We start from the raw sequence: 15,054 nt of genomic DNA on the forward strand, positions 1-15,054 counted from the left end.
ACAGCCCCTACGGAGCGGCTGCGAGCATAGCATGAGCGAGCCCTCGCCACTATCCAAAAACAACACGGAGAGCGTCGCGGACAACGACGCAGAGTCCGGCGAGATCGAATCGCTGCGCAAGCGCGTCGCAGAGCTGGAGCGCGACTACAACGACCTCGTCCATGTACGCGACGAGTTGCGCGAGCAACGCATCGCCACCAACGCCCTGCTCAGCGCCTCTTCGGACAGCCTCGCCATCCTCGATCCCCTGGGCACCGTTCTTTCCATCAACGACGCCGGCGTGCGCCGTTTCGGCGGCAACGTGGACGACATCCACGGCCGGAACATCTTCGACTTCCTCGACGGTGAAACGCACGAGCACATGCGCCACTGGCTCAAGGAAGCCGTGGAAACGCAGAAGACAGTGCAGTTCAAGGTGGGCACGGACTACGCCACCTACGGCTACCGGCTGACCCCGGCCACGGAGCCCGGTACCAACGCCGTGCGCGTCGCCCTGCTCATCCGCGATATCTCCGAGAACGAGCGCGCCCTGCAGGCCCTGCGCGAAAGCGAGGCCCGCTACCGCGGCATCCTCGAAGACCAGACAGAGCTCATCTGCCGCTACCTGCCGGATGGCCGGCTCTCCTACGTCAACGAGGCCTACGCCCGCCACTTTGGCAAGACCACGCGCGAGCTCATCAACACGAATTTCATCCCCCACATTCCGGAAGATGACGTCCGGCTCATCCGCGAGCGCACCGGCGGCCTGAGCCCGGAACGGCCCGTGACCTCCTTCGAGCACCGGGTCATCATGGACAACGGCGAGGTCCATTGGCAGCACTGGACCCACCGCGCCATCTACAATGCCCAGGACGAGCTCGTGGAGTATCAGGCCGTGGGCCGCTCCGTGACCAACCGCAAGAAGGCCCAGATAGCCCTGCAGGAGAGCGAGGCCCGCTACCGCAGCCTGTTTGAGGACTCGCCCATCTCCCTCTGGGTGGAGGACTTCTCCCTGGTCAAGGAGTACCTGGACTCGCAACGCGCCCAGGGCGTCACCGACTTCCGCAGGCACTTCGACGAAAATCCGCTGATGGTGGCACACTGCGCCGGCCTGGTCTCGGTGCGCGACGTCAACAAGGCCACGGTCAATCTCTTCAACGCATCGAGCAAGGATCAGCTCCTGGGCAACCTGGGAAACGTCTTTGTGGACGAGACCCTCGACCGCTTCAAGGACGAGCTCGTGGCCCTGGCCGAGGGGCAGCGCACCTTCACCTGCGAGACGCGCCACCGCACCATGGACGGCGGCCTGCGCGACGTCATCATCCACCTGAGCGTGGCCCCGGGTGCCGAGTCCAAGCTGGACACCGTTCTCGTCTCCCTGCTGGACGTTACCCAGCGCAAGCACATGGAGAACGAGCTGGACGACAATCGCAACTTCCTCCACCGCATCATGGACACGGTGCCGTCGCCCATCTTCGTCAAGGATCGAGAGGGACGCTTCATCATGGTCAACAAGGCCATGGCCGATCTCTACGGCGCCTCTCCGCAGGAGCTCATTGGCAAAACCGGAGCCGACTTCAACCCCAACGAGGACGAGACCTCCCTCTTCCGCATCGAGGACCTGGAGGTGCTCGATTCCGGCCAGCCGCTCTTCATTCCCCAGCGGGTCATCACCTCCACATCCGGCGAGGCGCGCTGGTACTCCACCACCAAGCTCCCGCTCAAGGACAAGGACCAGGTGCTCGGCGTGGCCGTGGACATCACCGAGCGCAAGGAGGCCGAGGCCGAACGCACCCGGCTGGAGAAGCACTTCCGCCAGGCCCAGAAGATGCAGGCTCTGGGAACCCTGGCCGGCGGCATCGCCCACGACTTCAACAACATGATCTTCGCCATCCTCGGCTTTGTCCGTCTGGCCATGCGCGCCGTGGAGCCGGACTCCAAGATCGAGGAGTACCTGAAGCAGGTCCATTCCGCCTCCATGCGCGCCTCGGACCTGGTGCGGCAGATCCTCACCTTCAGCCGCCAGACCGAGCAGGAGAAGAAACCAGTGGCCGTGGCCAGCCTGGTGAAGGAGACCACCAAGCTCCTGCGCGCCACCCTGCCCTCCACCATCGACATCCACGTGGAGATCGAGCCAGAGGCCGAGGGCGAGAGCTCCTCTATTCTCGGCGACCCCACGCAGATCCACCAGGTCATCATGAACCTGTGCACCAACGCCGGGCACTCCATGCGCATGCGCGGCGGCGACCTCCGGGTGCATCTCGGCCTGCGCGAGGTTACCCCGGAAACGGCCCGCAACGTGCTGGAGCAAAACCCCGGCTCCTTTGTGGAACTTGTTGTTTCCGACACCGGCCACGGCATCGATCCCTCCATCATGGAGCAGATCTACGACCCGTTCTTCACCACAAAGGAGCCCGGCGAGGGCACCGGCATGGGCCTGTCCGTGGTCCACGGCATCGTCAAGAGCCACGGCGGCACCGTGCATGTGGAAAGCGAGGTAGGCGTGGGCACCACCTTCACCATCCTGCTGCCCAGGCTGGTCCGTACCGAGGAAGAGCTCAGCGCCAACGGCGTCATCAACTGCCCCCGCGGCGACGAGCACATCCTCTTTGTGGACGACGAGGCGCTGCTGGTGCAGATGGCCGAGGAGACCCTCTCCCAGCTTGGATACACCGTCACGGCCACCACATCGCCCACCAAGGCCCTGGAGATGTTCTCCCAGGCGCCCGACAAATACGACATCGTCATCACCGACCAGACCATGCCCGGCATGACCGGCATGGAGCTGGCGCGGACGATGCTTGCCGCAAAGCCCGACCTCCCCATCGTGCTCATGACCGGCTACTCGGAGTCCGTCACCTCGGACATCGCCCGCCAATCCGGCCTGGCAGAGTACCTCATGAAGCCCGTGGTGGAAGAGGAGCTGGCCCAAACAATACGCCACGTGCTCGACAGAGCACCGTAAAAGGAGACGCCATGGCACACGTGCTGCTTGTAGAAGACGATTCGCAAGTTCGCGAAATGCTGCTCGAAACCCTGAAGCAGGAAGGGCACGACGTGACAGAGGCGAGCAACGGCAAGGAAGCCGTGGCCGCCTATCGCGCCAATCCGCCGGATATCGTCATCACGGACATCATCATGCCCGGACAGGACGGCGTGGAGACCATCCACACCATCCGGCGCGAGTTCCCGAACGCCAAGATCATCGCCATCTCGGGCGGCAGCGCGAACATCCGCGGCGAGTATCTGCTGGGCACCGCCGACGCGCTCGGCGCCTTGAAGACCTTCAGCAAGCCTGTCGATGTGGGCGAGCTGCTCGACGCCATCGACAGCCTGATGAGCTAGAGAACACACCCATGGCACACATCCTTATCGTTGAAGATGAAACGTCCGTGCGAGCCATGCTGCGCGAATCACTTGCGATGGAAGGGTACGAGGTGGATGAGGCGGCTAACGGCAGAGAAGGCCTGGCCGCCATGGAAACCAGGCCGGCCGATGTGGTCGTCACCGACATCCACATGCCGGAGCAGGAAGGTTTGCAGTTCATCAAGGATCTGCGGCAGCGTTACCCGGAGACCAAGATCGTAGCCATCTCCGGCGGCGCGCCGGGGATCAAGTCGGGTTGCAACCTGGAGCTCGCTTCCATGTTCGGCGCGCATATCACCTGCGCCAAACCCGTGGACATCGACGCGCTGTTGATGATGATCCGCGGCTTTGAAGCAGCCTAGCCGTTCGCCGTATCATCAAGACGCCGCGTACACCCCACCTATCCTGAATTGACCGCCGCCGCGGCCTGGCACTGGTCGCGGCGACGGCATGCTTTGCGTCGTCCGCCTCCGACGTCGCATGCGCTACGGCTTATTGCGGTGGTTGCAGATGCTATTGCGGGGCGAGCCTGTCCTGCATATTTCGAAGCCAGGCCGGCGCGCTCACTCGGCCTCTTCCACCACCAGGGAGGCAAAGCCCTCGGCCTTGCTGAACTTCCGGGACGCCTGCTCGGCCTCGTCAAGGCTCTCGTACCGGCCCATGCGCACGGAGTACCAGCCGCCCATGGCGTCCTCGACATCCACGATGACCGGGTCGTAGCCCTTGCGTCGTAGCGTCTCCACGTAGCGTTCGGCCTCGCTGTGCACCCGCGTGGACGCGATCTGCACCGCATAGGTCACACGTTCCGCCTGGCCGGCGGCCGCGCCGCCATCGCCCTGCTCGTCGTTCTCGCCAAACAGGGGGGGCAGCGGCTCCACCCCGGAGTCCGGCTCCTCCTGCACGAGCACCACCGTGGCGTTGTGTCCGGTCAGGGCCTCGGCCCTGGCGGCCAGCTCTCGCGCCGTGCGGGTGTCGGCCACGTTGTCGATGCGCACCTCGTATCCGCCCTTGTCCAGACGATGGACCACGGCGTTCAGATCCGCGGCCGTCAGCGTATCCGCGATTTCCTGCGCCTCGGACCGCCTGCGTGTGTTGGCCGCCAGCACATGGACGCCCGTCTTCTCGGGCATGCGCACCGGCTGGGAAGGCGCCATGCGCGGCCTGGGCGCGCCCTCTCCCCGGGCTCTCCAGCCACGGCCGTCGGCAGGCTGGTCCAGCTCCTCGTCATCCGGTGGACCGAACATGCCCTCCGGCATCTTGGCCACCTCATCGATGGTGGGCACGTCCGCCAGCGTCTGTTCGGATTGCTGCAACGCATCCAGCGCCAGGGAGTCCACGTCGTGGGACATGGCCGCGAGAGATGGATCGTAGCCCGCCGCAGCGGCCGCGGCGGCGCTCCCCCCACGCGCCAGCGCCTGCAGCGGCGCGAGCTTGATAAGGAACGGCGGGTTCTCCGGCGCATCGATCCCGGCGAGCATCTCCTGCGCCCCGGCCAGCGTTACTGGCGGCCCGATCACGGCAAAGAGCCAATCCTTGCCTAGACGGAAACGGTGCACCTCGGCCTGGATGCCGGTCTTTTCCTGCACGGCTCCGGCATGCCTGGTCGCAGCGTGGCCGGAGCTCAACAGCGCCAGCAGAACGCCGTATCCGCCCACGGGCTTTGCCGCCGGAACAACGCCCGTAGTATCAGTGGCGCTATCCATTGTCTTATCCACTGCCGCGTCATCCACGGCGGCGCTATCCGATACCTTGTCATCCTGGACCGCAGGGCTCTTTGTAGCGGGCTGACGGAGCTCCTCGGGCAACGCCGGCACCTCGTCCAGGCTGGGATCGCTGGGAAGGTCGAACGCCCCGGCGTTCCGGGCGGCGGCCATATCCTGACCGCCCGGCATATCGCCCATGCCCGGATTTTGCCCGCTTTCCGAAGCTTGACTCTGGGCACCGGCCAGGGCTGCGGCCACGTCCGATTCCGTTTCGCCCCAGCCTGCGGAGGCGTCGTCCACCAGCGTTTCGTTTGCGCCCGTAGCGTTCGCCGCGGAAGCGGCGGCTCCGCTCAAGCGGGTGAAGTCCGTACATTGCACCAGGAACGCGCCAGCCCCGACGCCGCCGGCATTCAGAACCTCGGCCCCCTTGCCCTGGCGGCGGCATTGCCCGGCTCGCTCCTCGGCGGCGGCCTTGTCCACAAAGACTCCGGCGGTCTCCTCCACGCCCAGGCCGGCCTCGGTCAGCACCTGCCACACCTGCTGCCTGGTGAGCAGAAACTCGTCCGTGGCGTTGTCGTCCCCGGAAAGCGAGTAGCCGAGCTGCATCTGCGGGTACTCCAGGCCACGCGTCACCTGGAAATCCCGGCGCAGCAGCATCCGCCCTTCCTGTCGCAGCTCCACGCTCCACGTACCGGGCACAAGCTCCTGGCTGGTGGTGAACGTCCACCCGGCAAAGGCCGGTGTGCCGGGGCACGCCGCCACCTCCATGGTCTGCATCGTGGCGTTTTCGCCTGTTTCCGGGTCCTCTATGGGCGGATGGGTCACGACGATCTGCAATCTGTGCTCGCGCGCCGGCCCGCCGGAAAGCAAGTAGGTGAAGCCGAAACGCGACAGCAGCGTGGCTGTCACGCTGTCCGTGCTTTCCTCCAGGCGCAGCGCCGGCGGCATGCAGACGCCCTCGCCGGGACTGTCGCCAGTCCAGGTGCTCTCGAAAACGCCGGCTTCGAGCATCTGGGCGGACAGCTTGCCGGGCGACTCCGCCGGTTGCTCCGCAGCTTTTGGAGCCGGTGCGCCGCTCTGCGTTGCGTTCTCAGCCCCCGGCTCTTGCGAATCTACAGGGCCCGGCTCTTCAGTCTGGGTCGCGTTCACGGCCGCCGACTGCTCCGTATTAACTGCATCCGTCTCCAGCAAGCCGGGCTGCGTTGCATTGACGCTCTGAGAAGCGTTTCCATCTGGTTGCTGTGCGTGGGCCGCCGCGGCCGGCAGAATCAGGAGCACGGCTAGCGGCAGCGCAAAAAGCATCCACAACCGGAATGACGGCTGCGGCAAAGAGACGGCCCGGTCCTGCCGCGCCCGAAAGCGCAGACAGGCCGGCCGTGTATCGGCGAAAGGATTCATACGTATGGATTGCTCGTTGGTCAGTGCGTGATGACGGTCACACCCGAGTCTTCCTGGCGGATCTTGATCGGTGCGGGTCGCGTGGCCGCCTCTTCAGACGTGCCGTTGACCGCCTTTGTTTCTTCGGCCGGGGCGTTCTCTTGGAAGATATCCACGGTCCAGGAGCCCGGAGAGACCACGTTGAGCCGGTAGGAGGCCGATTCCGCCGCCTTCAGGGTCTTGATGCCCTCGCGTGTGGCGTTCTCGGCCAGGGTTTCATCAAAGATCACCTTGACCAGCTTGCCCTGGCGGTTTTCCAGCCCGATCTGCGCCGTGCCGTTCCAGGACGCCGTATAGGTGTACTCCAGGGAGATGACACCGGCCGGCAGGGTGAACCACTCGCTATAGCCCTGGCCGTCCCCCTTGAAACCGAACAGCGCTTTGCGTTGCGGCGGCTGCGCGTCCTTGGCCGTTTTGAAATCGAAGCTCAACTTCTCTGGAGCCGGCGCATTGATGCCATAGCGCAGACGTACAAACCCTACGGCGCCGGGCTCGATATCGCCCAGACGCGCCGTGCCCTGCCAGTAGGTTGTCTGACCGTAGCGGGACAAGGACTTGACGGTGACGACGACATCTTTCTGTACCGTATTGGATACATTCATGATGTTGCCTTCCAGGTAGTTGTCCACAAGGTTGAACTCCTGGGGCGCAAAGGCCTTTTCCTGGGCGGCCGCGGGAAGCTTGGCGAACAGGAGCAGCGCGCCGACAAAGGCCAAAGCGATGAAGACGATGCGAGGGGTTCTCTGCATGGTGTTTCTCCTGTCTGGATAGCAGGCGGAAAAATCGAACACAAACATCATACATCATTGCGTTCAGCGACGGAAGAAGCAACGACTGGCCGGACTTTTCCGGCTTTCCGGTTCCTTGAGACGGCCTGTTGCGCGTCATTCTGTCCAAAGTTTCATAAATCAGAACTCGCTTCGGAAAGCCGCATCCGGCTTCGTCGTCTTCCGCTATCGGGTATATGTCTGAGTACTTATCGGTGATGCGGCTAATCTTTACTGTATATGACAACCTTGGCATATATTAAAAAATGTTTGCAGATATGACCAAAAAGCATTGACCGAGCTCCGGGCCGCGCTTAAATTATTATCCATGGTAATACAATCTGACACTTACCATAGAGGATTCACCCTCATCGAGATAATCGCCACGCTGCTGTTGCTCAGTATCCTGGCGGGTCTCGGTCTGATGCTCGCAGATACCGGCGGCGACGGCCGCGACGTGGCGACCCAACTCGACCTGTTGCGCAATCACATCCGCTACGCCCAGTCCATGGCCATGAAGGAGCGCACCATCTGGTCGTTCCACTACACCGGCTCCTCCTTCTGGGTGTCGGACTCCGCAGGCCAGCGCGCCCTGCCGGGCACCGAGACTCCTATCCAGTCGGCCGTGAGCGTCACCCCGGATCGTAACGGCGCCATCTACTTCGACACCTACGGCATTCCCTGCAGCGACAACGCCACTGCCACGCCGCTGACCGCCGCCACCACGTTCACCGTAACCGCCGGCTCCGCAAGCGAATCCATCTCGCTCGTGCCCGACACGGGGTATGTGCAATGAGACCTCCCATCACTGACATGCGCCAGCGCGGCCTGACACTCATCGAAGTCATCATCGCGGTCGTCGTCCTCGGCTCGGCTGCGGCCCTGCTTACCTCCATGATGGGCGCCTCGCTCACGCGCAGCTATGACACCGTGGCGATCGTAGACTCCGAGGTGACCGCCGAGCAGGTGCTGGAGCAGATCCAGGCTGACTTCATCCAGCTCATCAACACCTCAGGCGACACCTCCACCACCATCACCACCATGCAGGGCAGGATCAACAATGGCGATTACCAGGGTGCCGAGGTCATGCCCGGTTTCACCCTGTGGACAGATTCCAACACTCTGGCTTCCGACGCCCTGGCCGTGCGGGTCAACGTGAACGGCAAGGTGCTGGAAACCTATTTCTCCAAAACGCGCTCCACCACGGACGTGCTGCGGCAGATGTATTAGGAGGGCGCCATGAAGCGCATTGCCCCACGCGGTTTTACCCTCCTCGAATCCATCGTCAGTCTGGTCATTCTCGGGCTCGTCGGCTCCGCCTTCGCCTACTATCTGGCCTGGGGCGCGCAGGGGTACGTCACCTCGCGCGAGTCCACCCAGGGCAGCCTGGCCGCGCAGATCGCGCTGGAGCGGCTCTCCTTCGAAATCAAGGCAATCGTGCCACGCACCACGGTGAGTGCGGCGACAAACCAAATCACTTACGAGACCAGCGGAAATCCGAACATCCCAGCGACGCGAACACTGGCGCTCGATGCGGCCAACGGCCGCATCACACTGGACGGCAATCTGCTCCTGGACGGTATCGCGACATCCAATCCCACGCCGACACTCACGGTGAACACCTACGCCACCGACGTGAGCGGTGACGGCGCCACCAACGACATCGAGTCCATCGTGCTCAACTTCTCCCTGGCCGCCCTGCCGTCCATGGTTTTCACCAAGGAGATCCATCCACGAGGACTCGTCACGCTCTCACCCTAAGGAGGGCTCATGCGTTCCCCCACAAGCCCCCGCACCTGCGCACGCTCCCTCGGTCAACGCGGCAGCATCCTCATCCACATCATCATCGGCATCGTCGCGCTCGGCGTTCTGGGCGCGGCCATGAGCCAGCTCTACAGCGAGTCTTCGGTCAACGTCTCCACGGAGAACCACGCCACGCGCGCCAGGTACATGGCCGAGGGCGGCCTGCGCTATGCACAGGGCGAGCTGGAGGCAGCCGGCGCATCCGAGATCCTGGGGACGGTCCAGCGTCTCAACGACACGGGCAACTACACCCTGGGCAACGACTTCTTCAATCTTTCCGTGGGCGGCTGGTCCACCATCTTTGCCGACAGCCCGGTCTCCACCGGCGACAAGGTAGGCTACTTCTACACAGATCTCGGCTACACGCCGCAATCCTTCTGCGACAATATCCAGGGCAAGGACTCCGCCACCACCAACGACCAGATCGTGCTGGTACGCGCTTCCGAGACCAAGCAGGAGTACGACCAGGCGCTCAACGAGATCACCGTGGACAACTGCACGGTAACGGCCGGCGGGCTCATCCGGCTGGAGCTCTCCGATGCCGTGACCATAGGCAAGGACGAGGCCGCCTTTCTTGGCGTGAAGTATCTGGACAAGGCTAACAAGGACCTCTACGCGGGCAGCTCCTTCGAGGTCTCATCGGCCGCACGCTTCTTCCCGGAGTTCAATGGCTACCTGTGGGTGAAGGACCAGAACGGCCAGCCCGTCGGCATCTACTACGACCGCATCGATTGCCCGGCCACCGGGTATGAGAACTGCGTCGTGCACATCAGCAGGACCTCCGAAGGCATCGACCTGAGCCAGTACGACACGGACAGCTATCCTTCGGTGCCGCCGTTCCGCGTCAACAACGGCAAAATCGTGGTGCTCAACTCCGACAAGATGAAGAACTACTTCATCAAGAGCACGGGCTACTCCGGTCCGGGTTGGACCGCGGCCGAGGCCGTGGCGATCAACGTGGTGCAGAACGCCCCCACACTGGGCTCCTACCCGCACGAGTGGATGAGCTCCGGACTTTTAGAGGAGTACGGCGTCACGCCCGAGGACTTCCCTTCCGAGGACATGCGCTACGGCAAGTACGAGAACCCCAACCCCAGCGCGCCCAGCTCGTTTTACGAGGGCATAGAAGGGCTCGACCGCTATAACCGTTTCGACAACAACGCCCTGCGCGCCGTTGCCCGCTACGGCGGCTCCGACTGGCAGCTCGCCATCATGCACGGCGCCGCAGACATCGCGGCGCAGACCACCTTCGCCTGGCAGGACAACGTGGTCGAACCGTTTACCCTGACCTACAACCTCTCGCCGCTCAACGGGTTCACCATCTCCTGGCAGGTGGGAACCTCCGATGTGCTCACGTATCAGCTGCCCCTGCCCGTGCCGCTTGGCAAGTCCTATGTGGTGGGCAACGTCTACATCGTCAGCCAGATTCCCTACGGCTCCGGCCCGGCCTCTATCCACCTGACAGACCTTGCCGTGGACAACCTCGTGATCCCGGAGGAGTATTTCGGCGCAGCCGGCACTGGCGCTGGCAACATGGAAAACACCACGGAAGGCCTTGCCCAGTGGATCGTGTCGCAACGCAACCAGGAATCGGCCTTTGCCAAGGTGACGGGCAACATCGCCCTGGATTGGGACGCGGCCAACCCGCCGGCGGACAGCGTGACCGACTACGGCGTGGCCATCTACTTCGATGTCCACGAGATCTCGTACCTGCCCACCATAACCAGCATCACGCCGCAGACAGGCACCACGGCCGGCGGCACCAACATCACCACGAACTTCGCGGCCAAGGTCTCACCCAGCGGATCCTACAACGCCGTGTTCATGGCGCGACCATACCTGAATACGGGCAACCCGGACCGCATCGAGCTCGCCGGCATAAACCTCTCCGTAAACGGCGGCGGGTCGACCATCACCGTGGACTCGCCGGCCTGGAACGCCACAGCGCAGCCCGTGAACTTCTGGATATCTGACGAGAACGGCGACCACTCCAACCCGTGGGTCTATCTGTACACGGCGCCGTAGCACTACGCCCCCCCCGAAAAAGGCCCCCCGATCGCAGGCCTTGTCTGTGGCGGGGGGCCCTATTTATCGCCGGCACGAACGACCTGCCCACCTGCGACGTACCTCGATTGAAGCCCACGCCCTTTCCCGGCCGTGTATAAAGAACTGGTGCGTGCTCTCGAAACGCACCGTCACAGGCCGATTGCAGCCGGACCGTGGCATACGCATGGCCCTTGCTTCGCACGACGGCCACGGTTTCGCCATGCCCCCCACTCCTCACATAACATCCTTGCATTTTAGGGGAAATATACTACACAAGTAGACATGTAGCGGAAGCAAGGCCAACGCCCCCACCTCACGTCCTGGAGTCGCCATATGTCCCGTCCAGTTTTCTCTTTGCGTATCCCTGTTCCATCCATTGCACAGGCGGCCGTTTCGGTTCTTCTGGCTGTCGGGTTGTGTGTATGGCCCGGCCTGAGCCGCGGCGCCGACACCCTGGGCGAATCGCCCGCTCCTGCCTGGACCGAGCCCGTCACCGGCATGGAGTTCGCGCTTATCCCTGGCGGCTGCTTCGAGATGGGCCGCGCGCCCGGCGTAACGGAAAAGCTGCTGGAGGAGGTGGACCAGTGGTTTCTGGACCACCATTACGCGGATGAAGAGCCGCGCAAGGAAGTCTGTGTCGACCCTTTCTGGCTGGCCCGCCGCGAGGTCTCGCAGGGAGAGTGGGAAAAGGTGACAGGCGACGCCGACAAGGGCTGCACGCAGTCCGGCCTCGGGCCGGACCTGCCGGCAAACTTCATTACCTACGAAGAGGCCCGGGACTTTGCAGTCAAGCTTTCCGAGATGGAGCAAGAGCATTACGAAGGCAATGCCAGTTCCTTTCGTCTACCGACTGAGGCGGAATGGGAGTTCGCCTGCCGGGCCGGCCAGGATACGCCGTATTCGACAGGGTGGGAGCTCACACCGGATGATGCGCGATATAGAGTAAGCCGCAAGCCAAGTGGAGGCATCCAGCGAACTCGCACGGTCGCCCCTGTCGGGAGCTACCCGCCTAATGCCTACGGCGTTTATGACATGCACGGAAACGTGGAGGAATGGACGGCCAGCCTCTATACCCCCCACCCGGGAGAGGAGCCGACGTTCGAAACGCGGGATTCCCCCCGAGTCATCAAGGGCGGATCTTTTTTGGCTCCCGCAAGAAATACGCGATGCGGCGCGAGAAAATGGGCTATCGGTCGCTACGTGAGTTGTCAGTTGGGGATGCGGCTGGTCCGGAATCCCCCCGCCTCCCCGAGTCCCTCACAATAAAAAACGGCCGGGATGAGAGCTATCCCGGCCGTTTTCTATTGCTAGTAAACGATTATCTTCTGTCGTTTGTTCAGCTGCTCCGGAGTTGGCGTGGCAGATGAATTGTCGTTCTTTTGTTGGGACAGGCTGGAAGATCCTTTGGAATGCGCTTCCCCTGAAGAGCTCGAAGGCATGGGCCCCAAGTCTGACGATTCCAGGTAGTTCTTTGTAGTGGTATCGGTATCGGCCGCCTTGGCAATCTTTTCCAAGACAAGGGAGCTCACCAGGAGCGAAGTGGCTATACACACAGTAATAGTTCGCTTGAACAACATGTTGGTTGCCTCCGTTAACGATTGCCGGGATAGGCAACTTCATTAATGGTACTATCGTTGGGTCTCTTGAAACGTACTATGAAATGCCCGAACGTAGCGATCTGCGTTGATCCACCTGTTGCCTCTGTAAATCCAATAAGTACACGATCATACGCATCGTGTTGGGCTTGCGTCAGGAAAATATCCGTATCGATTGCAGGAGGATTCTTCGTTGCGTTCAAATCCCTTCGGGTGTCGGAGAAGAAGGTACCGACGTAGTCAGGGCAATCTTCCTCAATCGTTTCGTCGCTACAACGGCGTACCCAGGCACGGATATTGTACTTATACCGCATTTCATCACCGAACGCCGTTGCATTTTGGGCTCTGTCGATCTCGATACGTAATGCATTCCGATGATGATACAGTTCATAGTTATCAAAGCCACCACCAGCAGGAGGAGCCTCGTCGAAGTAAGGAACATTATCCATAAACCTGAATATTTGTTCATACAGATGCACATAATAGATAGGAGTCCATGTGCCATCTGCACTCCAGTTATGGGTAGACTCATCATATTGGACGTAGTTCCCAGGCCAACTTGAGCTCTTATCGACTGCGACATCGACAGCATTGTAGCTGCTGCCATCATCATACTCAAGAACAATCACATAATTATGATTGGGTGCAACCACCATATCACTCGGATATATATCAGCAAGAGTTTTATATGGTGAATTCAAATCTTGCTTCGGTGAGTATTTAAAATCGCTATGATCAGCATTAAAATAGAACGTCACCAATCGCCATTCCGTGGTGTCCTCATAGTCTGAATGCAAGTTGGAATCAAAAAAGACCATATCCGTCGCTACACCACGGCTGGTAAAGTCGTTATTCACCTCGCCCGCAGGCAATGCTGTTGCGCCGAGCACGCCGCCATCCGAGTTATACAGCTTGGCATGCATAGTACCGGTGGGGTGTCCGTGGGGCCGCACATAGAAACTCGCCGCGATGACCCGCTGGTTCGTATCAAGCCGAGGATCACGCATGCCGGTAAGGTCTTCCAATCTAAAAGCTTGACCTACACGAGTGACACCGCCGTTGTACATACGAACATAGTTTGTTGCCCCCCCAGGATATTTATCCTCTGTATACGCGAGCATGGGATCCATCATATGGCTCGTGAAACCATGTGTATTGTCGTCAAAAGTCTGTGCACCCTCTGCTGTTGTTGCTGCAAATTCCCTGTAGGCGCACATATATTTCTGGTCGAGACCCCATAAATCCACAGCTAAGTGGTCAACGCCGTTCACCCCATGGCCGCCTGGGTCAAAACGACTGCCAGAGTTGGGTCCGCCGGTCATGGCATTGAATGGATAATCGTAATCAGTAGTCCAACGATTACCATCCGATATATCGTTGCAGATTTTCGGATGGTAGTTACCCCAGTTGTCAATTTCGAAACCTATCTTTGGCGGCTGAATTCCGTTCATCTCCGGGTCCAAAAATTTCCAACCACCATCCTGATACCTGGAGTCACCAGCATACCCGATCAACTCACCATGTGTGGAGTGGCCGCCAACAGAATCCCAGTCGTTGTTTTCGCCATTGAAAAACGTCAGCACAAGACCATCTGCATCGTTCTTGTTGTACCAGACAGTCATGAATGCTCGCAGGCCGTAACGGAACTGGCATTCTCCTTCAGTGCAGTTGTTCTCACCAAAGTTCATGGTGGCGTTTCCTGCATAGGTCATTGCAGCAAACGCACTGTTCTGGTTCGCACCAATTGTAAATCGTCCTTTCTCGTAATCCTTTACGATAGGCTCCTTGTTCGGATCTGAAACGACGACCTCGAAGTCATCAAAGTCTTTAAGATCTGTTGAATTGTCGTCATCGTTTGTTGTTCCCTCTTCAAGAAAGCCTACGTAGTTCGCATCGGCACCAAAAAAACGCGCATGGAGCTTATACCGAGACTCATGCGGTGTGCCCGGCGCAGCGATACCAAGGATTTCTGCCGTGTTTATATACGGAGGTTCCTGTCCTTCCTTAACATCGAGGAAGCGTATGAGACTGACGACATTTCCAGAGTCATCAGTAAGCTGTATGGTCTTCTCTTCGAGATCAAAATAGTTCTCATTCCATCCCGAAATATAGTTCAACCCCGAGATAGCAGCATACCGCGCCTGGATCGCATAGCGATCTGCGACTTCGGAGTAATTTGAGCTCGTCGTAAGCCCCATAACACCGGCAGCCAGAGCCGAAAGCACCGTAAGCGCTACAACCATGTAGATTAAAGAAAAACCGGCCTGGCTATTCGCGGAGCTCCAGAACACCATATTCTTTTTCTGTCTCTTCTCTTGATAATACATGCATGACCTCGCTTTCTAGACCGTACGCACT

General features: G+C 60.7%; 11 protein-coding genes. 8 read left to right on the forward strand and 3 right to left on the reverse strand.

Annotated elements, in window-relative coordinates; genetic code table 11:
• The first annotated feature begins 31 nt into the window (after positions 1–31).
• Genes E8L03_RS09235 through E8L03_RS09245 form a run of 3 tightly spaced genes read left to right on the forward strand, consistent with a single transcriptional unit; the run spans position 32 to position 3,707 of the window.
• On the forward strand, positions 32–2,944 hold the full coding sequence (locus E8L03_RS09235; RefSeq protein WP_144233513.1) for a hybrid sensor histidine kinase/response regulator: 2,913 nt from the start codon (positions 32–34) through the stop codon (positions 2,942–2,944).
• Positions 2,945–2,955: 11 nt separating this feature from the next.
• The gene (locus tag E8L03_RS09240; RefSeq protein ID WP_144233512.1) at positions 2,956–3,324 is read left to right on the forward strand and encodes a response regulator; all 369 of its coding nucleotides are present in this window, start codon (positions 2,956–2,958) and stop codon (positions 3,322–3,324) included.
• An 11-nt stretch (positions 3,325–3,335) separates the two neighbouring features.
• Positions 3,336–3,707: a response regulator gene (locus E8L03_RS09245; RefSeq protein WP_171267184.1), complete on the forward strand. Its 372-nt coding sequence runs from the start codon at positions 3,336–3,338 to the stop codon at positions 3,705–3,707.
• 201 nt (positions 3,708–3,908) lie between these two features.
• Here the strand turns inward: E8L03_RS09245 and E8L03_RS09250 are convergent, their stop codons facing one another.
• Together E8L03_RS09250 and E8L03_RS09255 are read right to left on the reverse strand one after the other, a co-directional pair.
• Positions 3,909–6,446, reverse strand: coding sequence for a DUF3859 domain-containing protein (locus E8L03_RS09250; RefSeq protein ID WP_171267185.1), 2,538 nt, complete (start codon positions 6,444–6,446; stop codon positions 3,909–3,911).
• 20 nt (positions 6,447–6,466) lie between these two features.
• Positions 6,467–7,234 carry a hypothetical protein gene (locus E8L03_RS09255; RefSeq protein WP_171267186.1) on the reverse strand — a complete coding sequence of 256 codons (768 nt, stop codon included), beginning with the start codon at positions 7,232–7,234 and terminating at the stop codon, positions 6,467–6,469.
• Between the two features lie 346 nt (positions 7,235–7,580).
• On the opposite strand from E8L03_RS09255, the gene E8L03_RS09260 reads away from it, so the two are divergent.
• From E8L03_RS09260 to E8L03_RS09280, 5 genes are all read left to right on the forward strand, one after another.
• Positions 7,581–8,048, forward strand: coding sequence for a prepilin-type N-terminal cleavage/methylation domain-containing protein (locus E8L03_RS09260; RefSeq protein ID WP_144233508.1), 468 nt, complete (start codon positions 7,581–7,583; stop codon positions 8,046–8,048).
• Positions 8,045–8,482: a type II secretion system protein gene (locus tag E8L03_RS09265; RefSeq protein WP_171267187.1), complete on the forward strand. Its 438-nt coding sequence runs from the start codon at positions 8,045–8,047 to the stop codon at positions 8,480–8,482. The genes E8L03_RS09260 and E8L03_RS09265 overlap by 4 nt, the downstream gene beginning before the upstream one ends.
• A gap of 9 nt (positions 8,483–8,491) precedes the next feature.
• Positions 8,492–9,013, forward strand: a complete 522-nt coding sequence (locus E8L03_RS09270; protein ID WP_171267188.1) for a type II secretion system protein — start codon at positions 8,492–8,494, stop codon at positions 9,011–9,013.
• Between the two features lie 9 nt (positions 9,014–9,022).
• Positions 9,023–11,080 (forward strand): IPT/TIG domain-containing protein, encoded by a 2,058-nt coding sequence (locus E8L03_RS09275; protein ID WP_144233505.1) that lies wholly within the window; start codon positions 9,023–9,025, stop codon positions 11,078–11,080.
• Between the two features lie 354 nt (positions 11,081–11,434).
• Positions 11,435–12,367 carry a formylglycine-generating enzyme family protein gene (locus E8L03_RS09280; RefSeq protein ID WP_144233504.1) on the forward strand — a complete coding sequence of 311 codons (933 nt, stop codon included), beginning with the start codon at positions 11,435–11,437 and terminating at the stop codon, positions 12,365–12,367.
• 325 nt (positions 12,368–12,692) lie between these two features.
• Here E8L03_RS09280 and E8L03_RS09285 read toward each other — a convergent pair whose 3' ends face one another.
• A complete protein-coding gene (locus E8L03_RS09285) occupies positions 12,693–15,023 on the reverse strand; it encodes a type IV pilus modification PilV family protein (RefSeq protein WP_171267189.1) in 2,331 nt (776 codons plus the stop codon).
• Between the last annotated feature and the right edge of the window lie 31 nt (positions 15,024–15,054).

Origin of the sequence: Oceanidesulfovibrio marinus (assembly GCF_013085545.1) — a bacterium.
Lineage (GTDB): Bacteria > Desulfobacterota > Desulfovibrionia > Desulfovibrionales > Desulfovibrionaceae > Oceanidesulfovibrio > Oceanidesulfovibrio marinus.